Genomic DNA, 25,611 nt, shown 5'->3' with positions numbered 1-25,611 from the left:
GGAGTTAAGGGATTTAGGAATTAGCATATCCCCCAATCCCTTAATTCCCCAATCTGACAATCGTATTCGCCTGCCGCCACACCGGATGCTCGGACAGGTCGCGCTGCTGGTCCACCGTTTCACGGATCCGGGAGAAGATGCGCTCCAGCAGCCGCTCTTTTCCGGCCGCCAGGCGAATCACCGCCTGGAGCAGGAAAAAGCTGAGGAAGAGGACGAGAACGATCGTCCAGAAGGCGTGCAGGAAAAAGTTGCTCGAGAGAATGCTGCCCGAGAAAAAATTGACCGCCGTCAGCCACCCCGCATAACCCAGAACGCCCAGCACCGGCAAGTTGAAGACCAGCTGCAGCAGCCCGCCGCTCAACCGGCGGCCGGCCCTGGCCAACTCATCCTCCAAGGCATCGTTCCAGACAAGGGAGAGGCGCTGCCCGATCTCCTCACCGTACCCCGGCGCATGGCGGGGTTCGCGCACCGAGGGGGAAAACCGGGCACTGACCAGCATCTCGGCAATATCGGGCCACGCGCGGCCGATGGCGCTGTCGTAGCGGTGCAGGGCCATGCCGGCCCCGGCCCCGCGGTCGGCCGCATCCACGGCCTTTTTGGAATCCGCATAATGCCTGACTGCGGAAACCGCCCCGACAATCTGTCGCACCGGATTGCCGAATCGCAGCAGGGAGGCGATGCCGGTGCCGAAAACCAGGATCCGGGTCCAGAGCGCCACCAACCATCCCACCGGCCCCAGCCAACGCTGGGCCAACTGCTGGTAAAGGCGGACATTGAGGCCCGGCATCAATGCATTGCCATCGCCGCGAAAAGCGGTTACCGCCTGCCGCATGGCTTCGGCCTCGGACGCGGCCATCTGGCCGATGGCTGCGTCCAGCTCTTTTCTCTCCTTCTGGGCTTCGCTGCGGACGGTCTGGCGAAGGTATTCGCGCAGGCTCCGGGCGTTCTCCAGACGCCGGTCCACGGCAAAGCCGGATCGGTTGAAGGTGCCGACAATCAGCTGCCGCAGCTGATCGAACTGGTTCCGGTCGTGTTTGGGCGTGGTCTCGCGATCCCAGCCGGGATCCTTAAGATGGCTTCTGGCGGAAACGCACAGAACGGCCGCCGGTTCTGCGGACCAGGCGTCGCGGATGTACCGTAAAAAGTCGGGCATGATGGTGCCGGTGAGCTCGGATTCGGCCAGCCGGTCGCACTTGTTCACCGCCACCACCAGGCTCTCGCCGCTGAACAACCTGACGTAGGGGGCCAGAAAGTCCGTATGGTCCCGCCGTTTGGGGTTCTCCCCGTCAAACACGCAGACGAGGACATCGGACAGGCGGATGGCCTTGTGAATAATGGGAACGTGCCGGTCCTGGTGGGTACTGTCCGTGTCCGGTGTGTCGATGAGGATGACGTTTTCAAGGGCTTCGGCCGCCTGGCTGGCGTGGATCCTGATGTTTTGAGGGCCCAGCTGGTCCATCAGCTGGCCGGCATCGGCGGACTGCCGGCAGAAGGCCACCACCTGCTCGGTGGTGGGACGGCGGTGGCCGGACGGCGAGAGGTTGTCTTCTCCGGCCAGGGCGTTGAGCAGGGTGGATTTCCCCGAACCGCTGGGCCCCACCAGCGTCACCACCAGCTTGCGATCGAAGCGCTCGGCCAGGCGGTCCAGGAGGATCAGGGACTCGTCGCAGGCTTTCCGCATGCCGGCGGCGGGCCGCCACAAGGAAAGGCCTTCCAGGGTCTCGGCCAGCGCCTGAATGTCCGTGCGCACGGTTTCCAGTTCACCCATGGCCCGGAGTCTGGCCATCTGCGCTTCCATCATGGTATATTCTCCAGTGCACGGCCGCAGCGGGCCAGGTTTTCAGACATCGATTCGATCCGTTCGGCGGTATGTTCGGCCACGTCCCGGCCCCGTCGCAGCATCGGCCCGGTGATCTTCTCTTCAAACAAGGCTTCGATGGCCGTCAATTTGTGCGTGAGCCAGGCCTGGGCCACCGGGCCCAGCAGGGCCTGCAGCTGCTTCAGGTCGGCCTTTTTCATGCCGGCGGTGGCCGGAATGGCCACCAGCGCATACAGGTCGTTGAGGCCGAAAAGCCCGGCCAGCTTGACCTTGATGCCCACTGCCCCCACGGGATCCCCGGTATGAAGCACATAGGTCACCGCGGCGGTGGCGGGGATGATATTGAGCATGGCCGAAAAGGTTTGCCGGATCTGGTCGACGGTTGTCATGCGCGAGCGCTGCTCGCGGGCCAGCCGTTGAAGGTCGGCTTCCAACTGGCTGGTGAGGCCCAAGAGGCGCTCCTGCCGCGCCAGCATGTCGTCGACGACGGTCGACCAATGCTGGCTGCGAAGGTCTGCCTGAATTGCCGCCAGGGCCGGGTGAAGGGGAATCCGAAGGGAAATCGTGCCCGAGTCGGCGCGCTGGCCCGTGGCCCCGGTGCTTTCCGCCAGGCGGCGAACCGATTCATACAGCGGCCCGGCTGCCGGATCCGTTTCTGGCAGGTTGAGCACCACCGCCGGATCGACCGTCGCCTGGCGCAGGCGATTGGCCGCCCGGATGAGATCAGCCTCCACGGCCGCCGCCACGTCGCCGCCGCCCGGCAGCCCGGTTTCCCTCTTTCTTCTCCCGCCCAACCACCTGGCTGCGCCCATCAACAACCGGACCGGGGTTTCCACGATCCGACCGGTTTTGCGCATAATCTTGACATGGGACGGGTCGGTGTCCTGCCAGATCTCCGAGAACCGGCGAACCACGGCGTCCATGGGAAGATGCCCCAGCGCATCCTGGACACTGCGCCGCTGGACCGTTCGCAGACTATCCAGGTAAACGGCCAGGTGTCCGCTCGATTCCCGGGCCTCCTCGAGAAACCGATTCCCCTGCCGGGTCACGTCGCTGAATATGGACCGGTGGAGTTCTCTTCTTACCTGCCGGGGATCCATCCGTGCCAATGCGTCCATGAGACCGGGCTGGCCGTCTTCCACCGGAAGGATGGTCATGGCCCGCTGCCCGGCGGCGACCTGGTTGTCTTCGCCGGCCCGGTAAACGCCCAGCACGTGCTGCCGCGCCCGGTCGCCGTATATATTTTGGGCCACCGTTCCGGCATGCTCGCGGATTTCGTCGCCGGTAAAGCCGGGATAGGCGCGGTAAACCAGAAAACAGTTGCGGGTACCCACGGCGGTGAGCATGCGCGCGACGAAATCGGTGTTGTCGCGGTTGTTGTAGTTGGCGTTGGTGAAGATGTAGACGAGCACGTCGGCGGCCCGCAGGGACTGTTCGGCCATCTCCCGGTTGCGGTAGCTGCCGCCCGCGCCGGTGTCGAAATCCGGCGTATCCATCAGCGCCAGGCCTGCCGGCAGGTCCGGCGCGTAATGCAGCAGGGGATCGCCGGGGGTGGTGAGTGCGTCCCTGTCCGTCATCTCACGCGGCGGACACCCGAAGGGCTCGAAGAGGGCTCCGGCGACACCGGCGGTGCGGCGCTGGGAGGCACTGAGCGAAATGAGAATGCGGCGGTTGATGCCTGCCCGGCCGCCGGTGGGGGAAACCGCAGCGCCGGCAAGGGTGTTGAACAAGGTGGACTTGCCCGAGGAGCCGCCGCCGCAGATGGCCGCCACCAAGGGAAATTCAGGCATCAGGCGAGGGAGCAGGCGGCTGTCCACGGCCTGTTTCCATGCATCGATGGCCGCCCGTGAATCCGGGGCCATCAGGTCGGTCAGGGCCGCGGCGTCCTCCTTGAGCCGGCGCACGGCGGCGATGGTGCCTTCTTCGTATAGTGGGTCCACCTTAAAAACGGTCTCCTTTCCCCATGTACCCCTATCACATTTCAGGATGGCGATGAAACGGTTGACAAGTCGCCGCCGGTTCCCATCTTTATCGAAGACCGATGGTTGCAAAGGGAGGGCAATGATGGCCTGGGTCAACGTCCCCGGCTTGGCCGGAAAAGTCTACGTGCCGGAAGATGCCGGCCAGGAGCAGAAAAAACATCCGTGCAAGGCGTGCTTCGCCTGTCAGTGGTGCGACGAGAACCGCTGTCGGGTGTGCCGCAGCGGCGGTGCCGTGGACGCTGAATCCGCATCGTCCGGCGGCTGCACCGCCGGTTGCGCCAAAACATCGAAAACGGGCCCTCCCCGAACCGGAGAAACTGAACCCAAAAAACCCAGTCACCCTTAAACATGAATTGAAACCGGATTTCAAATCGTTTCCACGTTCGGAATCAAGCGACCGTGCCCTTTTCAGCCTAATCTCCTTTTAAATTATCCCAGAAGGCTTTGCCGGCATCCTGCCTGCGGTCAACTCCCCCCGGCGGGCGTGGCGATGCCGGCCGGTCGCCGCCGGTCCGCACGCCCCGCAGCCGGCTGATCCGTTCCTCCACCGGCGGGTGTGTGGAGAACAGGCTCTGCAGGCTTTTGCCGGACAGCGGATTGACGATGAACATATGGGCCGTCGACGGGTTGGCGTCCATGGGAATGCGCCGGGAGTAGGCCCCCAGCTTTTCCAGGGCCCGGGCCAGGCCCTCGGGGCTGCCGGCGATGGCGGCGCCGGTGGCGTCGGCCAGGTATTCGCGGGAGCGCGACACAGCCATCTGAATGATCATGGCTGCCATGGGGGCGATGATCGACATGGCGATCATGCCGATGGCCCCCATGCCGCCGCCGTGGTTGTCGTCCCGGTGCCCACCGCCGAATATGGCGGACCAGCGCGCCATGGATGCCAGCATCATGATGGCTCCGGCCATGGTGGCGGCGATGGTGCCGATAAGGATGTCCCGGTTCTTCACGTGGGCCAGTTCATGGGCCAGCACCCCCATGATCTCCCGACGGTCCATGAGTTCAAGCAGTCCCTGGGTGACCGCCACCACGGCATTGTCGGGATTGCGCCCCGTGGCGAATGCATTGGGCGCTTCCTTGGGAATGATGTAGACTTTGGGCATGGGCAGGCCGGCCTGACGGGACAGGGTCTGCACCATCTGATACAGTTCGGGGGCCTGCTGGGGCGTCGCCTCACGGGCCTGGTACATTTTCAGGACGATCTTGTCCGAAAACCAGTAGCTGAAAAAATTCATCCCGGCAGCCAGCACCAGGGCGATGACCATCCCCTGGCGTCCCCCCAGAAGGTTGCCCACGATCATGATGAAGGCCGTCATTACGGCCAGCAGAAGAGTGGTTTTCAACTGATTGCCCATTTTACGTCTTTTCCTCTTGATAAGGGTGTCCACCGTTAAAAAAACGACTGATTGCTCGTTCTCATTCTTGTGCTCAATAATAACACCGATTCGCGTAAAGGCAACAGGGGCGTGACAATCCGCCCATGTCGCTTTACAAGCACCCGTTTCGGTGCTACGTTTACCCAGTCGTCGAAACCGTGCAAACCGCAGTATACCCACTAACAGGAAACAGTTTCGGGGAAATACCTATGGACTACATCAAAATTAAATTCGGAGGCAATTTTGATCCCAGCGGCCAGGGCCTGGGGAAAACCATCCAGGAGATGTTCAGGCCGCGGCCCGTCAACCCCATGTTCTCTTCCCGGGAATGCCTCTGGACGCCGCAGATGGACATTTTCGAAACCCCGGAAGAGATCATGATCTGGGCCGAAATATCCGGCGTGGAAAAGGACGACCTGGACCTGGAGATCAACTCCCGGGCGGTGAAGGTGTCCGGCGTCCGCAGGGAGATGTCCCGGGTGTCCAACGGCACCTACCGACTCGCCGAAATCCAGTACGGGCGGTTCGAACGTATCCTTTACCTGCCATCCCCGGTGGATACGGAGGTGGTTTCCTCAACCTACACCAATGGGCTGCTGAAAGTCAGGATTGCCAAACTCAGGCTGGACAAGGTGCACAAGATACCCATCAGCGAAGAGTAATGGGATTTCCCGGCAGGCCGGCCCGTGCATCAGCCGCATCCGCGTAGACGCGAGGCGGAAAGGCTCCGCCCCTTCACACCCTTTTAAGGAGGGCGACATGCAAGACAAGAAACCATCCATGGACTACAACACTGAAAATATTCCGACTGTGCTTCCCATACTGCCGCTGTTCGATGCGACCCTGTTCCCCAAAATGGTGCTGCCCCTGGTGGTGTTGAGAGGTGAGTCGGTTCATCTGATCGACGAGGCCATGGCCAACGACCGCATGATCGGCCTGCTGGTGGCCAAAAAGCAGGAGAATGTCAGACCGGACCCCGAAAGCGGAGACCTGGCCACGGTAGGCACCGCCGCCATGATCCTGAAGATGGCCAAGACCGAGGACAATCACGTACAATTGCTGGTTCAGGGGCTGGGACGCTTCCGTGTCAAATCCTTCAAAAAAGGCAAACCCTACCTCGTGGCAGAGGTGGAGCACTTCAGCGACATCAACCACAAGGACAACGAGACCGAAGCCCTGATGGCCAACGCCATCAAGCAGTTCGGCCGCGTCGTGCAGCTGTCGCCGGGCCTGCCTCATGAAATGGGCTCCATGGCCTCCTCCATCAAAGAACCCGGCACCCTGGCGGACATGATCGCCTCCACGATCAACTCCTCACCCGAGGAAAAGCAGCAGATCCTGGAGATCCAGGACTCCACCAAACGCCTCAAGGCCGTCACCAAGCTGCTTCACCACCAGTTGGAGATTCTGGAGCTGGGCGACAAGATCCAGTCCCAGGTCAAGGGAGACATGGACAAGCGCCAGCGGGAGTACTACCTGCGCCAGCAGCTCAAGGCCATCAAGGAGGAACTGGGGGAGACCGATGAGGCCACCGTCGAGTTGGACGAATACCGGGCCAAGATCGCGGAAAAGAAACTGCCCGAGGAGGCGGTGAAGGAGGCGGAGCGTGAACTGGACCGGCTCGCGCGCATGCACCCGTCGTCGGCCGAGTACACGGTTGCCATGACCTACCTGGACTGGCTCACCGAGCTGCCCTGGAACGAAGCGACGGAAGACAACCTGGATATCAAGAAAGCGCGCAAGGTGCTGGACGATGACCATTTCGGCCTGGAAAAGGCCAAGCGGCGAATCATCGAGTACCTGGCCGTGAGAAAACTCAAGCCCGATTCCAAAGGCCCCATCCTGTGCTTTGCCGGCCCTCCGGGCACCGGCAAGACCTCTTTGGGCAACTCCATCGCCCGGGCGCTGGGCCGCAAGTTTCACCGGATCTCATTGGGCGGCGTGCGCGACGAGGCGGAAATCCGGGGGCACCGGCGAACCTACGTGGGCGCCCTGCCCGGACGCATCATCCAGGGGCTGCGACGCGCTGGCTCCAACAACCCCATTTTCATGCTCGACGAAATCGACAAGGTGGGTTCCGATTTCCGGGGCGACCCCTCTTCGGCCCTGCTGGAGGTGCTGGACCCGGAGCAGAATTTCTCCTTTTCCGACCACTACCTGGACGTGCCCTTCGACCTGTCCAAGGTCATGTTCATCACCACGGCCAACGTGCTGGACACCATCCCCTCCGCCCTGCTGGATCGCATGGAGGTAATCCAGCTGCTGGGCTACACGGAAGATGAAAAGGTCAAGATTGCCTCGCGCTACCTCATTCCGCGCCAGCGGGAGGCCCATGGCCTCAAGGCCAAACAGATCACCATCGCCGCTGGCGCGGTGCGCCGCATCATTTCCGGATACACCCGCGAAGCCGGCCTGCGCAACCTGGAGCGGGAGATCGCCACCATCTGCCGGGGCGTGGCCGCCGGCATCGCGGAAGGCAAGATCAAGAAGGCCGCCGTCAAGGTCGCCGACGTGGCCGAATACCTGGGGCCGGTCAAGCTTCAGCCCGAGGCCAAGGCGCGCCTGTCCACCCCCGGCGTGGCCATGGGCCTGGCCTGGACACCCACCGGCGGCGACCTGCTGTTCATCGAGGCCACGGCCATGAAGGGCAAGAAAGGGCTCACCCTCACCGGCCAGCTGGGGGACGTGATGAAAGAGTCGGCCACGGCGGCCCTGAGCTTCATCCGGTCCAACGCGAAAAAGCTCGGCGTGGACGAGAATTTCTTCGATGAGCACGACATCCACATCCACGTGCCTGCGGGCGCCATCCCCAAGGACGGCCCGTCGGCCGGCGTCACCATGCTCACGGCCCTTGTCTCGCTGCTGAAAAACAAGGCCATCCAAAAGAACCTGGCCATGACCGGCGAGATCACCCTGCGGGGCCAGGTGCTTCCCGTGGGCGGCATCAAGGAAAAGATGCTGGCTGCTCACCGGGCCGGCATCAAGACCATCCTGCTGCCCAAGTGGAACGAAAAGGACCTGGTCGACCTACCCAAGAAAGTGCGCGACGACATCCAGTTCCACTTCATGGACAAAATGATCGACGTGCTGAAAATAGCCATCCAGGAATAAGGGACGACGCCGTTGCGTGAAAGAACTGATAAGGTCGACAATCTCCGGTCGGGCAAGGGCGCGCAACGCCTGGTGCTCACCTTGTGTGCGGCGGCGCTGTTTATTATCCAGGCCTGCGCCACCGCTCCCCCGCCTGCACCACCCACACCCGAGGGCCACCCCAAGCCCTACCGGGTGGGCGGCACCTGGTACAAGCCCATGCCCCATGCCAGGGATTTCTCCCAGCAAGGCATCGCATCCTGGTATGGCGAAAAATTTCACGGGCGCAAGACCTCCAGCGGTGAAGTTTACAACATGTACGCCATGACCGCCGCCCACAAGACCCTGCCGCTGGGGACCTGGGTCCGGGTCAGGCGCCTGGACAACGGCAAACAGATCGTGGTCCGGGTCAATGACCGGGGGCCCTTTGTTCACGGTCGGATCATCGATCTCTCCTACACTGCGGCCAGGGAAATGGACATGGTGGGGCCCGGCACCGCCCGGGTGGAGATCGTGGCGCTGGGAGAGCGGCGCCAGACGGCCTCGGGCGACGCCTTCGTGCCCATGGATTATTATAACGGCGCGTTCACCTTCCAAGTGGGGGCGTTCTCCAGCCGGGACAATGCGGAGCGGCTGCGGGCCAAGCTGGATCTGGCCTTCACCAACGCCCATGTCACGCGCTATGACCGCGGCGACGCCGTCTTCTACCGGGTTCGCGTGGGCCGCTGCACCGACCTCGAAAGCGCCGAAAAGTATGAACGCCATCTGGCCGTCAGCGGGTATCCGGATGCCTTTATTGTGGCCGAATGAAAATAAGGATCCGAGGGGTCAAGGATTCGGGGGGTCAAGGGAGAGGGTCGCTGCAGACTGAAAATCCGTAGCGGATGACAACAAGCACTTACCGATATATGTGAGTCTGTCATCTTGCTAAAAAACAAGTCTACCATTAGCCCGGCCGCAGCCATGGTTTTGACATCTTGATAGAAATTGATCGTCTACATTCACTTGACCCCTTGAACCCTCGACGCCTTGAACCCCTTTAAAAATTACCACCATTCGCAACATATGTGCGCCAAAGGATAATCCCCTATTGTGGACCATAGTAAAACCGTTTTCCTCGACCGCGACGGCGTCATCAATGAGGACTCACCCGATTACATCAAGTGCTGGGCTGAGTTTTCCTTCATTCAGGGCAGCCTGGATGCCATCGCCCGCCTCACCCGCAGCGGCTGGTCCATCATCGTCATCACCAACCAGTCGGCGATCAACCGCGGCATGATTCCCCTCGCGGAACTGGAAAGCATGCACCGCCGGTTGAGGCGGGCCGTCCTCGACAGCGGCGGCCGCATCACGGACATCTTCTACTGCCCCCACCGGCCGGATGAAGGCTGCGGCTGCCGCAAACCCAAACCGGGCCTGATCGTCGCCGCCCGGGACCGCTACGGCATCGACCTCTCCCGCACCGTGATGGTGGGCGACAGCGCCAAGGATATCCTGGCGGGCCGGGCCGCGGGCTGCGGCCGGACCGTACTGGTGCAGACCGGCAACGGCAAGGCCGCCCTCCGGTCCCTCGACGAGAACGGCCAGCGCCCCGACCACGTGGCCGCCGACCTGGACCGGGCGGTACGATGGATCCTGGACCCGCCCGGCGCACGCCCATGACCCCCTCAAATGAAATCACCCTTGCCGGCCATATCGAGCGGGTCACCTACTACAACCGGGAAAATCACTTCACCATCGCCCGGCTGCGCACCGATGAAAACCGCCGGGCCATCACCATCAAGGGCACCATGCCCGATCCTCGCGTCGGGGAGTCGATAGAGGTAAAAGGACGCTGGCAGACCCATGCCCGCTATGGCCAGCAGCTCACGTTCACAACCTTTACGGTGCTTCTGCCGGCCACGGTGGACGGCATTCGCAGCTACCTGGAATCGGGTTTCATCAAGGGCGTGGGCCCCCGGCTGATCGACCGGATCATCGGCCATTTCCGGGCCGATACCCTGGCGGTGATCGAATCCGATCCCGACCGGCTCACCGAGGTGGCCGGCATCGGCAAAAAGACCGCCAGGCGTATCGCCGCGGCCTGGCAGTCCCACCATGCCGCCCGGCAGCTGGTGCGCTTTCTGGAGGAAGCCGGCGTGGACACCGCCCACGCCGGCCGTCTGCTGCGCGAGTATGGCTCGGATGTCATCGACATCCTGTGCAACGACCCTTACCGCGTGGCCGAGGACATCCCCCGCATCGGTTTTCGCATTGCCGACGCCATCGTCCGGCACGCCGACACCCCCGTGGATGAAATGGACCGGGCCCGGGCCTGCATGTTTCACCTGTTCGAACAGGCCGTGGACCAGGGGCATGCCTATATCGCCCGCGACCAACTTTTCGACCAGTGCCGGGACACCTTCGATGTGGAGCCGGAAACCGGCACGGCCGCCCTGGACCACCTGGTTCAGGCAGGCGAGCTGGTGGTGGCGGATGAAACCCCTGGTGCGGCGTCGCCCCTGGTCTTTCCCAGGCTGCTCCACCAGGCCGAAACCGTGATCGCCCGCCGCATCGAGGCCATGCAGTCCATCCCGCTGGCCGACACACCGCCGGACAGCCGATTGATCACCGAGGAGGTGCTCAAGCGGCTGTCCATTACGCTCTCCGCGCAGCAGGAGGAGATCCTCTCGCAACTGCTCTCGCACAAGGTATCGGTGATCACCGGCGGTCCCGGCACCGGGAAAACCACGCTGGTCCGCTCGATCACCGCCGTAATGGAGCGGCTGGGACAGCGGGTGATGCTGGCCGCGCCCACGGGCCGGGCCGCCCGGCGCCTTTCCGAAGTGACCGGCCGGCCGGCGGCCACCCTGCACAAGGCCCTGGGGTACAACCTTGCCGACGGCCGTTTCGAACGCAGCGAAGACGATCCCCTGGCAGCCGACGTGGTGATCGTGGACGAAACCTCCATGGTGGACACCCTGCTCATGGCCGATCTGATCCGGGCCGTACCGGTGACCGCCACCCTGATCCTGGTGGGGGACGTATTCCAACTGCCCTCGGTGGGACCGGGCAACGTGCTGTCCGACCTGATCCGCTCCCGGAAAATCATGACCTTCGAACTGACCGAGATTTTCCGCCAGGACGAGCAGAGCGCCATCGTCGTCAATGCCCACCGGGTCCGCAACGGCCAGCCGCCGATCATCGCCGCCCCCGACGACCCCGATGAACGGTCCGAGTTCTATTTCATGCAGCAGGCCGACCCCGAACGGGTGGTCGAAACGGTGGTCAACCTCTGCCGGCGGGAGATCCCCCGCCACCTGCGTCTGGATCCTGTCCGCGACATCCAGGTGCTCACCCCCATGCACCGCGGCCCGGTGGGGACGCTCAACCTGAACCGGGTGCTCCAGGACGCGCTGAACCCTTCCGGCGATCAGGTGGAAGTGGTGGGCCGCCGTTTCAAGGTGGGCGACAAGGTGATGCACCTGCGAAACAACTATCGCAAGGAGGTCTTCAACGGGGATATCGGCATTCTGGACAGCATCGACATGGAGGCTGAGCGCGCCGAGGTGGACTACGACGGCCGCAAGGTGCCCTACGATTTCGTCGAGCTGGACGAACTGAGCCTGGCCTACGCGATCTCCGTTCACAAGTCCCAGGGATCGGAATACCCGGCGGTGGTGATCCCCTTGCTGACCCAGCACTACGTCATGCTCCAGCGCAACCTGCTCTACACCGCGCTGAGCCGCGGCAAACAGCTGGTGGTCATGGTGGGCACCACCAAGGCCCTTGACGTGGCACTGAAAAACGACCGTCCCCGGCAGCGCCGCTCCATGCTGGCCCGGCGCCTGAACCCTGAGCTGGCTGTAGACGGAGGTCTGAAAACGGAGGTCTGAGGGCGGGAAAGACAACCGTGCTTGAATGGCGGATGATAGCGTGTCGAACCCCTCGCTACTGTGGGGAGCGGGCCGGGGTGAGGGGAAACGGGATCAGGATACGTCCGGGTCCGAGGGGAGGGGAAACTTGAAAAAGCGGACGCCCTCGGCTTTGAGGGTCTCTTCCTCCTTGGGCGTGCTGACGCCCCGGATGCTGCGGGGTTCGCTCACGCCATAATGCATCTTCAAGGCCTCTTCGGCGAAATCGGCGCCCACGTTGTCGAAATTGTTCTGCACGTAGTCGACGATTTTCTTGCCCAGGGCCGCCATGTCCGCCGTTTCGCCCGGCTTGAGGGACAGCGCGCCGGACGATCCCTTGATGGCAAACGTGGAGGGCAATTTGAACACGCCGGTGTCCTCGCAGACCGGGCAGGCGATCATCCCCTGCTTTTTCTGCCGGTCGAACGTCTGGCTGTCCTCGAACCAGCCTTCGAACTGGTGGCCGTTGCCGCATTGTAGGTCGTAAGCGATCATGAAGCCTTCACCTGCCTGTTTCTGTTGCACTTTTTGAATTACCACAGGGCTTGCGGTTTGAAAAGAAATTATTGACAGATGCCTGTTTTTCAACTCAGAATAGGTCCGTTTTTTCCCGAGGCTGAAACAACCCCAATTAAATGGAGTGTGATTTGGTTATGAAAAGCCTGAAAGTAGGGTTCTGGATGGTTCTAATTGGCCTGTTGATCCTTCCGGCCGCAAGTGTCGCGGAAACCGTTTACGTGTCCGAAGACTTCGAGATCACCATGCGCACCGGCCCCGGTTCGGACCGCAAAATCATTTCACTGGTCCAGAGCGGCAAAGCGCTCGAGATCCTGGAAAAAGGTGAAGAGTGGTCCATGGTGCGCGACCACAACGGCAAGGAAGGCTGGGTGCTCAACCGCTACCTCACGCCCAACCAGCCCTGCGCCATGGTCCTGGGCCGTGTGAGACAGGACTTTGACGTGCTGACCGCCAAGTACAAGGACCTGAAAGATAATTTCGACGAACTCAACGCGCAGAAAAAAGCCACCGATGCCGACCTTTCCCAGAATCAGAAGGATCGCGACGAACTCAGCGCCGCCTACGAGACCCTCAAGAAGGAAGCCGCCGATTTCCTGAAGCTCAAACAGCAGCACAAGCAGGTGAGTTCCGATCTGGAGGCGGAGAAAACCCTGTCGGCCAAACTGGATGAGGAAAACATGCAGCTGAAGCGCAGCCGCATCATCCAGTGGGTGCTCACCGGCGGCGGAATCATGCTGGTCGGCTTTTTTATCGGCCTCTTCAGTTCGAGCCGGCGCAAGTCCCGCTCCTCCCTGTATTGATGCATGGATATACAGACTGATTTTCTCATCATCGGCAGCGGCATCGCCGGGTTGATGGTCGCCCTCAAGGTGGCCGACAGCGGGACCGTGGCCATCGTCACCAAAAAGCAGGCGGTGGACAGCAACACCAACCTCGCCCAGGGGGGCATCGCCTCCGTCTTCGACCAGCGGGATTCATTCGACCTTCACATCCAGGACACCCTGGATGCCGGCGACGGCCTGTGCAACCCGGACGTGGTCCGCCAGGTCGTGGTCGGCGGCCCCGCGCGCATCCGGGAACTGATGGAAATCGGCGTCCCCTTCAACACCGAAGGCGACGGTCCCGGGGAAAACGGCGGCGCGCCGTTCGATCTGGGCCGGGAGGGCGGGCACTCGCGCAACCGCATCGTCCACGCCCACGACATGACCGGTCGTGAAGTCGAGCAGGTGCTTCTGGAGCGGGCCCGCGGCAACCGCAATATCCGCTTCTACGAAAACCACATGGCCATCGACCTGATCACGTTCTCCACACGCATCAAACGCGGCCTGGTCACCACCACCCACGAGGATTACTGCTGCGGCGCTTATGTACTGGACCGCGAATCGCACCGGGTCCTGACCGTCGGCGCCGGCATCACCCTGCTGGCCACCGGCGGTGCCGGCAAGGTGTATCTGTACACCAGCAACCCGGACATCGCCACCGGCGACGGCATTGCTATGGGCTACCGGGCGGGCGCCACCGTGGCCAACCTGGAATTCGTCCAGTTCCATCCCACCTGCCTGTACCACCCGGCCGCCAAGAATTTTCTCATCTCGGAAGCGGTGCGCGGCGAAGGGGGGCGGCTCATGGATGCCGCCGGCAACTCCTTCATGCAGCGCTACGACCCCCAGAAAGACCTGGCCTGCCGCGACGTGGTGGCCCGCGCCATCGACACGGAGCTCAAGCGCACCGGCCATGACAGCGTATTTCTGGATATCTCCCACCGACCCGCGGCCTTCGTCAGGGGCCGCTTTCCCAACCTGGTCGAGAAATGCCTGGCTTTCGGCATCGACATGACCAAAGAGCCGATCCCCGTCGTGCCGGCCGCCCACTACATGTGCGGCGGCGTGGTCACGGACATGTTCGGCCGCACGGACATCAACCGCCTCTATGCCGTGGGCGAAACCGCCTGCACCGGGCTTCACGGCGCCAACCGGTTGGCCAGCAACTCCCTGCTGGAGGCCCTGATCTACGCCGACGCCGCTGCGCGCCAGGCCGTCACGGACCTTGCCGCCAACCACAAGGTGGCCTTTCCGGTCATCCCGGACTGGGACGACGTGGGCACCACCGACAGCGACGAGCAGATCATGGTCGCCCACAACTGGGACGAAATCCGCCGCCTGATGTGGAACTATGTGGGCATCGTGCGCTCGGACAAGCGCCTGGCCCGCGCCCAGCGCCGCATCGACACCATCCAGAATGAGATCAGCGAGTACTACTGGAATTTCAAGGTCTCACCCGATCTCATCGAACTTCGCAACATCGCCACCGTGGCCGAGCTGATCATCAAATGCGCCGCCCACCGCAAGGAGAGCCGCGGCCTGCACTACAACATCGGCTACCCCGACAGGGACGACCGCCGTTGGAAAAAGGACACGGTGATCCGCCGGCAGATCGTCGGATAAGACCGCCAGACTCCATGTATAGAAAAATCCCATATTATTTCTATATGTTGCTTTTTTTTCCGATGTAAACCCAGAATGCTGATTTCATGGCGGTGCGACCTGACGATGCCTTTACGCGCCGTTGGTTGGGGGCACAAATAGGCCGCCCATCATACGCATAACCGGGTGCTGGTCTGACGAACCTGTCAGACTATCGCTGGAGGCACCCTTTTTCCCACAACCGCCAGTCCGCTTCACCAAGCCGGACTTCTGGTAAAAAAGGTGGGAGGATGCGCGAAACCCGCCATGCAAGGGACGCTCGATCGGGGATATAATCGGATATGACACCAATCAACCTGAGTTCGATACGCAAGAACCTGGCATTGCGGGTCATGCTCGCCGTTCTGCCGGCCCTGGTGATTCTTTTTTATACGGGTGTAGAGCAGCGACGGCAATCCATTGAAAACGCCAGGCGTGATCTGTTGCTGTTGACCCACGCCATGGCCGAAATCCAGCAAGACAATACCCGTGCCACCCGGCAAACCCACTCCACCCTGTCCCTGCTGCCTGAAATTCAGGGATTGTTTCCCGGCCCCTTAGTTTTGCGTTAAGTGCTTGAATAAAAATTTACTTTAGGAATTAAAATGGCGACAATCAAAAAATCGAAAAAAGATGAATCTCAGACAATATTGACTGTTAGTGGTGTACTTACTCGCGAAGAGATTATTCACGCTTTTGAAGATTTCGTCCAGCATGATGTCACTCCTTTCTTATTATGGGATTTTACAGATGCAGATCTTTCCAATATTAGTAAAGAGGATATGGAACAAATAATCACAGTTACAAAAACATACGCTCATCTGCGAAAAAATGGCAAGACAGCTTTGTTAGTACCCACAGACTTATCATTTGGGATATCTCGGATGTACGAAGCTTTTATAGAAATCAGAGAACATCCTTTAACTATCAACGCATTCAGATCCCGTGAAAAAGCGCTTGCTTGGCTTGTAAAGAGTGTATAGGGAGCACTTAACATTTTTACACACGACGCGAAAAGCCGGGCGCGTGAAAATGACGTTAAACAGGAGTACATCCATGGAATACAAGGTGACGTTTATCGATGGTTACTTTGATGTTAAATTGATCGGTAAGTCCAGCGTAGAAGACAGCGCCGCATATTTTGACTTTCTAATAGCACATAAGCGGTGGAGCCCAGGATCATTAGTGCTTTCCGATGAAACGGAGATAGAAATCGGACATTTAACCGTAAATGATCTCGAGCAGATTTCGAAAGTTTGTGGAGAAAGGCGCACAGCAATTGGAGCTGCACGATTTGCAGCGGTTGTACCAAAAGACCTTCTTTATGGGATGAATAGGATGTTTCAGGTTTACGTCGAACCATCTTGGGATGCGAAAATTAATGCTTTTAGAACACGCGACGAAGCACTGACATGGTTATTGTCTATCTAACATCACCATTCACAATGGACTCGCAGGGGCGGGCCGCCTTGGTTTTGGCCAATTTGGGTGTTCACTTTTCTTTTGCGAAGTCTGCAAACCCTGCTCGCCTGTGATGGTGGGCGTTCGTCCGGATAGCGCAGATGATAGATCAAATAGAGCAATGGATCGACCAGACAAACGCTGCATTTGAAGAACAACGAACTTGCTGTGCGTGTTTTACGCAAACATTTGATGGCTTTTATCCTCCTTCCTTTCTCCAACATGCATTTTATGTGGTTGTCGATCGAATTCCAAAGCCGGATTTCCCCGAACTCAGGCAGATGGGAATGGGTAGCCTAATTGATATGGATCTCTCTGGAATCACATATAAAAACATTTACTATCTCCGCCCAGAGGCAAGTAGCATCGTTAGATTGCATTTCCACGAGCTTGTTCACGTTGCACAGTGGAAGGTCTTGGGTGCCAAAAACTTCATTGAACGTTACATTGGTGAATTACTGAGCAATGGATACCATCAGGCACCGTTAGAAATGATGGCATACGCACTTGATAGTCACTATGCGAATGGCGGGGCTAAAACCGATATCCCAAGCTTTGTCGAAAAGAAAATATAAAAACGCTGCTTGTCGGGGCGCGCTACCTGCCGCGCGCGCCACAACGGTCCGTTGTAGTGATCAGAGCGGTCAAGCCTGCCTTTGCTGGGAGTAAAACTAAAAAAATGACCCGAACAAGCAAAATCTTCTATCTTATATTTTTCAGTTTCGCCGTGATCTTCATCGCCACGTTACACATGCGACCCTATCCCTTTGTCTATCTCGTGAAGGCGGTGCCGATCTATAGCCTGGCGGCATTGGCCTTTTTGAACATTGCCGGATTGCGCGGCAAACTGATAGGGTGGGGTCTGATTCTTTCCGGGGTCGGCGATATCGTGTTGGAGCTTGAAGGTGATTCGCTTTTTGCCTTGGGGCTTGGGGCCTTTTTAGTGGCTCATCTGTTCTATATTGCCGCTTTCACGAAAGGCATCCAGTTTATAGGCCGGCGAGGCATGGTTGCCGCGACCATAATGGTTTATGGCTGTTTGATCGGATTTGTCATGATGCCGAACCTTGGTGATATGCTTGTGCCGGTTGTGGCTTATCTGCTGGTCATTGTGGCCATGGGGGCATTGGCTGCCTTAAGCCGCGTCAACCATTGGTTGGTGGTTGCGGGCGCCTGCCTGTTCATTGCCTCCGATTCCCTCATCGCCGTCAACCGTTTTATCGCTCCTGTGCCCAACGCCAGCTTATTGATTATGGGGACCTATTACCCGGCTCAGCTACTAATAACAGCCGGTGCATCGCTGCATGGATTCGGCTCCGAGAGGCGATAGGGTAAGCCCTTAACCTATAAACTCGGGGGTTGTAGAATATCCCTTCTTCCAACTGAATCAGGAAGGAAATTTTCGTGAACCAGGAAACGATGAATCTGACCGACAACCCCCTGCTGGCCGGAAACGGATTTCCGCCTTTTGACCGTGTCGCGCCGGAACACGTGGTCCCGGCCATTCGACAGGTGCTCGATCGCGCCAACGAACAGATCGACCGGCTGGAACGAAACCTGGTGCCAACCTGGGACGGGCTGCTCCTGCCATTGCAACGGCTCGATTTCCCATTCGAATACAGCTGGGGCGTGGTTTCGCACCTGATGGGCGTTAAGAATTCCGAGAAGCTTCGTAAAGCCCATGAGCAGGTGCTGGCCGACGTCGTGCAATTCGGCCTGCGGGTCAGCCAGAGCCCCGCCATCTACGAAGGGCTGCTCACCATTCGCGACAGCGGTTCCTGGCAGGCGCTCGAGGAAGTCCAGCAGCGGATTATCGAGCAAAAGATCCGGACGGCCAAGCACGCCGGCGTCGGTTTGAGCGGTGAGGCCAGGGAGAGATTCAATGCCATTGCCAAAGAACTCTCACAACTGCACACGGACTTTTCCAACCACGTGCTCGATGCCACCAAGGCCTTTGAATTCATCATCACCGATACCGGTGAAACCGAAGGCTGGCCGGCGACCCTCAGGCAGATTGCCGCGCAATCCTGGAACGGGGCCAACAAGGGGGATCCAACGGCCACACCCGACGGCGGCCCCTGGCGCATCACCCTCGATTACCCCAGCTATGTCCCCTTCATGGCACACCACCGTAACCGCACACACCGCGAACAGGTTTACCGCGCCTATATCCTGCGGGCATCCACCGGCGAACTGGACAATTGCGGCCTGATAGGCCGCATCCTCAGGTTGCGCAAAGAAAAAGCGAAATTGCTCGGCTATGAATACTACGCCGCGCTCAGCCTGGATTCGAAAATGGCACCCGACGTGGCCGCCGTTCAGCACATGTTCTCAGAACTGGTGCACGCCGCCCGGCAACCATCCAGGACGGAGCTGGATGAACTGCTGCAACTGGCCCACGCATCCGGCCAGGCGGAACCCCTGGCCCACTGGGATGTAGCGTTTTGGGCTGAACGGCTGCGGGAGCAACGCTTCGAATTCACCGACGAGCAACTGCGCCCGTACTTCCCTCTGCCGCGCGTGATCGACGGCCTGTTTTCATTATGTAACCGGCTGTTCGGCGTCACCTTCGAACCGGCCGACGGGCAGGCGCCGGTCTGGCACGAAGACGTGCGCTTCTACCGTGTCAAAAACGGCGGCGATGAAACCATTGCCTGGTTTTATCTCGACCCCTATTCCCGCCCGGAGGAAAAGCGCGGTGGCGCGTGGATGGACAGCTGCCTGCAACGCTGCCGCATCGATGGAAAAATCCGGCATCCGGTCGTGCATCTGTGCTGCAACGGCACGCCACCGATGAATGGTCGTCCCTCGCTGATGAGCTTCAGCGAGGTGAAGACGCTCTTCCACGAATTCGGTCACGGGCTGCAGGGCATGCTCACCACCGTCGACTTCAGCGACGCGGCCGGCGTCAGTGGCATCGAGTGGGACGCGGTGGAGGTCGCCAGCCAATTCATGGAGAACTGGTGCTACCACAAACCCACCCTCACGGGCATGACCAAGCACCTTGAAACCGGCGAAGCCTTGCCGGATGCGTTGTTCGACAAAATCTGCACCGCCCGTACCTTCCGTGCCGGCTCCATGTTCATGCGGCAACTGGAGTTCGGCATGACCGACATGATGCTGCATACCGACTTCGATCCGGATGGGAAGACAACCGCTTTCGATGTTCACCAACAGATCGCCCGGGACATGAACCCGCTGCCACCGCTGCCCGAATCGCGGTTTCTCTGTGCGTTCACCCATATTTTCGCCGGTGGCTACGCCGCGGGATACTACAGCTATAAATGGGCGGAAGTGCTCAGCGCCGATGCCTTTGCAGCCTTCGAGGAGGCCGGGCTGGAAGATGAGGCCGCCATTGCCGCGTTGGGGCGCCGCTACCGGGACACGATTCTCGCCTGCGGCGGCGGCCGTGACCCGATGAAGGTATTTCAGGATTTCCGTGGCCGCGGGCCTCGCACCGATGCATTGCTGCGACATAGCGGATTGAAGGCTTCTTCTCTCGATAATGCGCCGCGAACCGATAACCCCGAACCGATTTAATTGACCCATGTGTTCTCAGTCTTTGGATGATGATGGGATACGCGTCTGACCTGCGGGCGGTGCGGGACCGCAGGATACGCGTCCGCACAACCAGCCGTCAGGGAGCGATCAAAAACCATCGACCAGATCAAAAATGATGACCGCATACGACAAGGAAGCGGAGGCAACCGGCTGGTACGGCCCCGAAGTTGCCTTCGGCCTGGCTTACGCGCATGTTCAACCGGGTCAGTCCATGCTGGATATCGGTATCGGCACCGGCCTGGGATCGGTTCTGTTCCGCAAAGCAGGGCTGAACGTCCATGGCTTTGACATTTCCCCGACGATGCTTGAGGCGTGCAGAAGCAAGGGATTTACCGCCCTGCAGCAGCATGATCTCTGCAAGCGCCCTTATCCTTACGATTCAGGGAGCATGGACCACGCGGTCTGCACCGGCGTTTTCAATTTCTTCAGCGATCTGTCTCCTGTTTTTCAGGAAACCGGCCGCATTATCCGCGATGGTGGACTGTTTGTATTCGTGGTTGGAGATCGTTTGGAAAACGAAGCGCACGCGATCGAGGTGGAAGTGGAGAACGCCAAATCGGAGCGGACGGTAACGATGTACCGTCACAGCGCCAGACAGATCGCCGCATTGATGGCGCGCTATGGCTTTGAGCCATTGAGGGAACTGGCGTTCACGGTCTATAGGGATCGGGAAAGGACGACAAGCATGCCTGCCCGATCCTACCTGGCGAGGAACAGGTCGGGCAGCGGACCTGCCATTTACCCGCCCGTGCCGGTGCCATAAACGGTTTTCAGATGGGGAGAATCCGTCCCTGTCGCTTTCTGAATCGAAAAACACCCCCCATGGCACGGATTTCGATCCCGACAGCGATGCCGATCCCGAAAGGACCGTTTTCAGACCGCCGAAAGCTTGAGATCGTCACCTTGATTGATAACCGACCATGAGCAAGAGGAGTTAGCAATGAAAGTCGAACAGGTAAAACTCATCTATTTTTCTCCCACCGGCACCACTCGAAAAGTTGTGGAAAGCATTGCCCGGGGCATCTCGGTTGCAGATGTCGAGCATATTGATTTAACGCTTCCGGAAGGCGCCCGACAAGCAATCAAACCCCTTTCAGACGAACTCGCAATCATCGGTGCCCCTGTTTACGGCGGGCGCCTGCCTGTGGATGCCATCGATCGGCTCAACCCGGTAAAGGCGGCCAACACCCCGGCGATCCTCGTCGTTGTATACGGCAACCGGGAGTTTGAAGATGCGTTGCTGGAATTGAAAAACGTGGCCATCGAGCTGGGCTTCAATCCGGTTGCCGGAGCTGCATTCATCGGGGAGCACTCCTTTGCAACCGAGGATGTCCCCATCGCCAATGGACGTCCGGACAGCCGGGATGTTCAGCTGGCAATGGATTGGGGAGCGAAAATTAAGAACAAGATAAACGCGCTGCAGTCGCCTGGCGCCCCGATGGACCTGGAGATCCCCGGCCGGTTTCCCTATGAAGGCGGCGTGCGGTCCATGGTTGTTTCACCGGTGACCCAAGCAGACCCGTGCACCGTTTGTGGCACGTGTGCCAGTGTCTGTCCGACTGCGGCCATTTCCATCAATGGGAGCGTGGCGACCGACATCGAGCTGTGCATTCGCTGTTGCGCGTGTATTAAGAACTGCCCCACCGGCGCAAGGGTTTGGGAAGACGAAACGATGAAGACCATTGCCACCTGGTTGAACGAAAATTGCAGCGCCCGGAAAGAACCCCGGATGTTCGGGATAGACGGGTAGCGTTTCTGGTTCCTGCAGACAGTCTTTTCCGCGTCGGGCCGCCCCTCGCGCGCGGCCGTTGGGCCTATAGACCATGGCGATCTTCCGCAATCGAATCGCAGCCTTTTCGTGGGGCGTTGCCGCCGTATTTTTGTTTTTTCTTGCGGCAATGACCGGCATCCTGTTTCGTGACGGACCGCCTGACGGCTTTTCCCATGCGCTCACCTATGGTATGTTACTTGTTTTTTGGGCAGCCGGGATCGGACTGCTTGCCTATGTTGCCGGCAAACCAGGCGTTTATGTGGCAGTCGAACCGAACAGGGCCGTGTCGATCGTCTGGCGATACCCTTTTAAGAAGGATCCCGATGCATGAAGGTTGATTTCATGAATGTCTCACCCAAGCTGTTTAAGCGGATCATCAATTGGTATCCACCCTATCTTGGCGCGGGTGTAAAAGTCGACCATATCAGTGACGACTGGAAGGAGCTTCACGTCTCCATGGGATTGCGCTGGTACAACCGGAACGCAGTCGGCACCCACTTCGGGGGCAGCCTGTATTCGATGATCGACCCCCATCTGATGCTTCTCTTGATGCGGCTGCTTGGAAAGGAATATTTGGTCTGGGACAAATCAGCAACCATCGACTTCGTCAAGGCCACCAAAAAGAATGTCACGGCCGTCATTAAAATCTCCGATGCAGATCTTGAAGCGATCCGCCGCCATACGGAAAAAGGCGACAAATACTTTTCAAAATTTTTCATAGAGATAAGGGATTCTGGCAATGATTTGGTAGCCGGCGTCGAGAAAGTGATCTATGTGAGAAAAAAGCCGCGATAGACAAAGAAATGTACCGATATACAAATAGCTTTTCAGCGGACGCGATTCACTCTCCGATGGAAAGTGGACGACAGGAAAAGGAGCGCCTGTAATCAAATGGCAGATATCACTTTGGACAACCCATTGATCGGCATGTTGTGCTGGGAGCAAGGCAGCAATCCACGCGGCCTGGCGCAACTCGAAAAACTTCCGGGAAACAGCACCAACCCGGAAACCTTCGCGTTTCCGGTAAGCTATTGCAGGGTCAAGGGCGCCAATATCCACACGATTCTCGAGAAACCGAGCCAGGCGGTCCTGCGATCGATGATCGCAGAAGCCCGCACCATGGAAACACGGGGCATCCGGGCAATCACCACCAGTTGCGGTTTCAACGCCGTTTTTCAGAGGGAACTGGCCGAGGCCGTCAGCGTGCCGGTGTTCACGTCCAGCCTGATTCAGGTCCCCATGGTGCGGAACATGCTGGCAGGACAGCGGACAGTGGGCATTCTCACCGCCAAGAAATCCGCCCTGACGGAAAAACACCTGCGGCGTGTCGGCATCACCGATTTCAATTCGATTCATGTCGAGGGATTGGAAGCATGTACCGAGTGGAACAAGATCTTCTCCTCGCCTGATGAGGAGATCGACATTCCCACCGTGGAAAACGACATTATCCGTCTTGCCCGTTCGATGACGGAAAGGTCCGATATCGGCGCCTTCGTACTGGAGTGCACCGATCTCCCGCCTTTTGCCGACGCTGTCCGCAAAGCGACCGGGCGCCCCGTGTTTGATATCGTCACGCTGACCAATTATGTATACCAGGCTGTGAAGAACCCTGTTCAGTCAGCTTCCGCGGACCCCTGAACGGCGCCGCCGGCCGTGGGACGGCGAAGGGCGTTTTCGATCGATTGGAGATGGATAGGATGGAATTGTTACGACCGTCTGCAAATGAGGTGAAGGCAGGTTTACCCCTGCTCTTCCGGGGGGTGACCCTTGCTCTTTTCATCATCGGGTTTACGGCGACAGGCTGCACGCTGATCAAATTAAAAAAAGACGTGATCAGAAGCCAGGCGTCCACGGTTATCATCGGGCGGATCGAGGCGGATTTCCCGGCAGACGGACCGATTATCGTCGCTGCCTGTTCAAGGGGCAAGGACAGGGAGATCGCCGGATACACGGTCCTGCACGATTCCGGTGAGTATGAACTCATGGTTGAACAAGGTGAGTACGACGTCTTTGCCTATTGTGATAAAAACAGCAACCTGGTTTATGAGGCCGGCGAACCGGCCGGGCAGCATGGCGATCCGAAAGGGGTCCGGGTTCCGGCGGTTGGCGTCGTGTTCGATATCGACGTCGTCATTCCCGAAGGGGGCAAGGATATCGTCATGCCCCGCGGATCGGCAATCGCCTCGGTCAGGCCCGAAACGCTTTACAGCCGGCAGGCCGGCGCCATAACGGATCTGGATGACGCGCGATTCGCCGAAGCATACGGTGCAAAAGGCTTCTGGGAGCCTGGTTCCTTCTTCAGGGAGATGGGGGGAAACATCTTTTTTCTCGAAGCGTATGACCCTGAAAAAACACCCGTTCTTTTTATCCACGGCGCCGCCGGAACCCCCAGGGGCTGGCGCTATTTCGTCGAGCATATCGACCGGACGCGTTTTCAACCCTGGTTTTTTTATTATCCGAGCGGGGGGCGTCTCAGCAGCATGTCATATCTGCTGTTATGGAAATTGATCAACCTCCAGGCCAAATACCATTTCAACAGCCTATACATTACGGCGCACAGCATGGGCGGGCTGGTCGCCAGATCGTTTGTCGTCAACTATGGCCGTCAGTTCCCCTACGTGAAGCTCTTCATTTCACTGGCCACACCGTGGGGCGGCGACAGGATGGCCGAGTACGGCGTCGAGCAATCTCCGGCGGTCATTCCGAGTTGGATAGACATGCAGCCGGAAGGTGACTTCATCACCTCTTTGTACAGGCTGAAAATGCCGGAAGAGATCAGCTTCTATATGTTTTCCGGTCACCGCGGAAGCAGGAACCCGTTCAGATCGAACAATGACGGGACGATCGCCCTGTCCAGTCTCCTGGACTACCGGCCGCAATCCGAAGCCAAGATGAACTATGCATTTAACGAGGATCACGCGAGCATCATCGAGAGCCGGGATGTGCTGGAACAGTACAATACCATTCTCAACGCGTTTGATGAAAAACAAAGCGCGTCGATCGATCGATCCGGCGGGCACCTTACGATTCACTTCGCCTATGATTATGATTTCGCCGACCTGAGGCCCCGTCCCATGCTCATTCTCACTCCCATCGGCAAAGAAAGTGCCGAAACGGTAATTTACCTGAACGAGGATGACAACGGCAGGATTATAGGACCTTTTCCTGCCGGAAATTACCATGCCAGCCTGGTGACAACGGCAACAGCCGGCAAACCCGGCAAAAAATACGTCCCCGTCTCCATCGGGAGCGACGAAACCAGCGAGCTCGAATTCACCTTTGCACCAGACGGGGTGATTCGCGGATGTGTCACCCATTCACAGGAACCGGAAGACAAGTCTGTCGGCATGCCGGATTATAGGTATCGATCGGACGACAGAAAGATTGATTTTGAATCGATTACATTGAAAGGCAACGGGATCGATCGGACACTCCAACCCATGAGGGGTGAATATATCAATGACAACGACTACCTGATCTCGCGTGCCGATTTTTGCTACAATGAATGTTTCGGTTTCTTCGGGTTGCCTGACGGGCAATACCGGCTTACCATAAAAGCCGAAGGCTATGAACTCGCCGTACAAGATTTTTTCGTCACGCCCGGACGGCCGACCTACGTCCGGGGCATTGAATTGACACCGGAATGAAGCAGTTGCCGTCGTGTGGATGGACGG

Annotated in this window: 24 protein-coding genes; 20 read left to right on the top strand and 4 right to left on the bottom strand. The window is 59.1% G+C overall.

What is annotated here, in order from left to right:
- Positions 1-40: 40 nt before the first annotated feature.
- A complete protein-coding gene (locus tag ACZCED_RS08745) occupies positions 41-1,801 on the bottom strand; it encodes a GTPase domain-containing protein (RefSeq protein ID WP_464860636.1) in 1,761 nt (586 codons plus the stop codon).
- Positions 1,798-3,759: a hypothetical protein gene (locus ACZCED_RS08740; RefSeq protein WP_464860635.1), complete on the bottom strand. Its 1,962-nt coding sequence runs from the start codon at positions 3,757-3,759 to the stop codon at positions 1,798-1,800. The genes ACZCED_RS08745 and ACZCED_RS08740 overlap by 4 nt, the downstream gene beginning before the upstream one ends.
- Before the next feature lie 121 nt (positions 3,760-3,880).
- On the opposite strand from ACZCED_RS08740, the gene ACZCED_RS08735 reads away from it, so the two are divergent.
- Positions 3,881-4,147, top strand: a complete 267-nt coding sequence (locus ACZCED_RS08735) for a hypothetical protein (RefSeq protein ID WP_464860634.1) — start codon at positions 3,881-3,883, stop codon at positions 4,145-4,147.
- A gap of 67 nt (positions 4,148-4,214) precedes the next feature.
- Here the strand turns inward: ACZCED_RS08735 and htpX are convergent, their stop codons facing one another.
- The gene (gene htpX / locus ACZCED_RS08730) at positions 4,215-5,159 is read right to left on the bottom strand and encodes a zinc metalloprotease HtpX (protein WP_462969212.1); all 945 of its coding nucleotides are present in this window, start codon (positions 5,157-5,159) and stop codon (positions 4,215-4,217) included.
- Between the two features lie 230 nt (positions 5,160-5,389).
- Here htpX and ACZCED_RS08725 point away from each other — a divergent pair, with 230 nt between their 5' ends.
- From ACZCED_RS08725 to recD2, 5 genes are all read left to right on the top strand, one after another.
- On the top strand, positions 5,390-5,842 hold the full coding sequence (locus tag ACZCED_RS08725; RefSeq protein ID WP_462969213.1) for an Hsp20/alpha crystallin family protein: 453 nt from the start codon (positions 5,390-5,392) through the stop codon (positions 5,840-5,842).
- A 97-nt stretch (positions 5,843-5,939) separates the two neighbouring features.
- Positions 5,940-8,291, top strand: a complete 2,352-nt coding sequence (gene lon / locus ACZCED_RS08720) for an endopeptidase La (RefSeq protein ID WP_464860633.1) — start codon at positions 5,940-5,942, stop codon at positions 8,289-8,291.
- Positions 8,292-8,303: 12 nt separating this feature from the next.
- Positions 8,304-9,080 carry a septal ring lytic transglycosylase RlpA family protein gene (locus ACZCED_RS08715; RefSeq protein WP_462969215.1) on the top strand — a complete coding sequence of 259 codons (777 nt, stop codon included), beginning with the start codon at positions 8,304-8,306 and terminating at the stop codon, positions 9,078-9,080.
- 282 nt (positions 9,081-9,362) lie between these two features.
- Complete coding sequence (gene gmhB / locus ACZCED_RS08710) at positions 9,363-9,932, top strand: D-glycero-beta-D-manno-heptose 1,7-bisphosphate 7-phosphatase (RefSeq protein WP_464860632.1); 570 nt, start codon at positions 9,363-9,365, stop codon at positions 9,930-9,932.
- Positions 9,899-12,145 carry an SF1B family DNA helicase RecD2 gene (gene recD2, locus ACZCED_RS08705; RefSeq protein ID WP_464860631.1) on the top strand — a complete coding sequence of 749 codons (2,247 nt, stop codon included), beginning with the start codon at positions 9,899-9,901 and terminating at the stop codon, positions 12,143-12,145. Before gmhB ends, recD2 begins: the two co-directional genes overlap by 34 nt.
- A gap of 93 nt (positions 12,146-12,238) precedes the next feature.
- Here recD2 and ACZCED_RS08700 read toward each other — a convergent pair whose 3' ends face one another.
- Positions 12,239-12,658, bottom strand: coding sequence for a DUF1178 family protein (locus tag ACZCED_RS08700; RefSeq protein WP_462969218.1), 420 nt, complete (start codon positions 12,656-12,658; stop codon positions 12,239-12,241).
- 158 nt (positions 12,659-12,816) lie between these two features.
- Between ACZCED_RS08700 and ACZCED_RS08695 the strand changes: the two genes are divergently transcribed.
- From ACZCED_RS08695 to ACZCED_RS08630, 14 genes are all read left to right on the top strand, one after another.
- A complete protein-coding gene (locus ACZCED_RS08695; RefSeq protein ID WP_464860630.1) occupies positions 12,817-13,482 on the top strand; it encodes a TIGR04211 family SH3 domain-containing protein in 666 nt (221 codons plus the stop codon).
- A 3-nt stretch (positions 13,483-13,485) separates the two neighbouring features.
- Positions 13,486-15,126 (top strand): L-aspartate oxidase, encoded by a 1,641-nt coding sequence (gene nadB, locus ACZCED_RS08690; protein WP_462969220.1) that lies wholly within the window; start codon positions 13,486-13,488, stop codon positions 15,124-15,126.
- A 320-nt stretch (positions 15,127-15,446) separates the two neighbouring features.
- Positions 15,447-15,716, top strand: a complete 270-nt coding sequence (locus ACZCED_RS08685; RefSeq protein WP_464860629.1) for a hypothetical protein — start codon at positions 15,447-15,449, stop codon at positions 15,714-15,716.
- A 33-nt stretch (positions 15,717-15,749) separates the two neighbouring features.
- Positions 15,750-16,127, top strand: coding sequence for a hypothetical protein (locus ACZCED_RS08680; protein ID WP_462969222.1), 378 nt, complete (start codon positions 15,750-15,752; stop codon positions 16,125-16,127).
- 73 nt (positions 16,128-16,200) lie between these two features.
- Positions 16,201-16,575 (top strand): hypothetical protein, encoded by a 375-nt coding sequence (locus tag ACZCED_RS08675; protein WP_462969223.1) that lies wholly within the window; start codon positions 16,201-16,203, stop codon positions 16,573-16,575.
- A 131-nt stretch (positions 16,576-16,706) separates the two neighbouring features.
- On the top strand, positions 16,707-17,180 hold the full coding sequence (locus tag ACZCED_RS08670; protein ID WP_462969224.1) for a hypothetical protein: 474 nt from the start codon (positions 16,707-16,709) through the stop codon (positions 17,178-17,180).
- A gap of 104 nt (positions 17,181-17,284) precedes the next feature.
- Positions 17,285-17,935: a lysoplasmalogenase gene (locus ACZCED_RS08665; RefSeq protein WP_462969225.1), complete on the top strand. Its 651-nt coding sequence runs from the start codon at positions 17,285-17,287 to the stop codon at positions 17,933-17,935.
- A 74-nt stretch (positions 17,936-18,009) separates the two neighbouring features.
- Positions 18,010-20,145, top strand: coding sequence for a M3 family metallopeptidase (locus ACZCED_RS08660; protein WP_462969226.1), 2,136 nt, complete (start codon positions 18,010-18,012; stop codon positions 20,143-20,145).
- 133 nt (positions 20,146-20,278) lie between these two features.
- Positions 20,279-20,929: a class I SAM-dependent DNA methyltransferase gene (locus ACZCED_RS08655; protein WP_462969227.1), complete on the top strand. Its 651-nt coding sequence runs from the start codon at positions 20,279-20,281 to the stop codon at positions 20,927-20,929.
- Positions 20,930-21,106: 177 nt separating this feature from the next.
- Positions 21,107-21,916: a 4Fe-4S binding protein gene (locus tag ACZCED_RS08650; RefSeq protein WP_462969228.1), complete on the top strand. Its 810-nt coding sequence runs from the start codon at positions 21,107-21,109 to the stop codon at positions 21,914-21,916.
- A 73-nt stretch (positions 21,917-21,989) separates the two neighbouring features.
- The gene (locus ACZCED_RS08645) at positions 21,990-22,268 is read left to right on the top strand and encodes a hypothetical protein (protein ID WP_462969229.1); all 279 of its coding nucleotides are present in this window, start codon (positions 21,990-21,992) and stop codon (positions 22,266-22,268) included.
- Entirely contained in the window at positions 22,265-22,732 is a 468-nt protein-coding gene (locus ACZCED_RS08640) for a DUF4442 domain-containing protein (protein WP_462969230.1), read from the top strand. The genes ACZCED_RS08645 and ACZCED_RS08640 overlap by 4 nt, the downstream gene beginning before the upstream one ends.
- A gap of 96 nt (positions 22,733-22,828) precedes the next feature.
- Entirely contained in the window at positions 22,829-23,575 is a 747-nt protein-coding gene (locus tag ACZCED_RS08635; RefSeq protein ID WP_462969231.1) for an aspartate/glutamate racemase family protein, read from the top strand.
- Between the two features lie 59 nt (positions 23,576-23,634).
- Positions 23,635-25,584 (top strand): alpha/beta hydrolase, encoded by a 1,950-nt coding sequence (locus tag ACZCED_RS08630; RefSeq protein ID WP_462969232.1) that lies wholly within the window; start codon positions 23,635-23,637, stop codon positions 25,582-25,584.
- Positions 25,585-25,611: the final 27 nt, after the last annotated feature.

The organism is Desulfosarcina sp. (genome assembly GCF_055467485.1).
The sequence above is the reverse complement of the archived record's forward strand: the minus strand, read 5'-3'. Positions and strand labels throughout refer to the sequence as shown.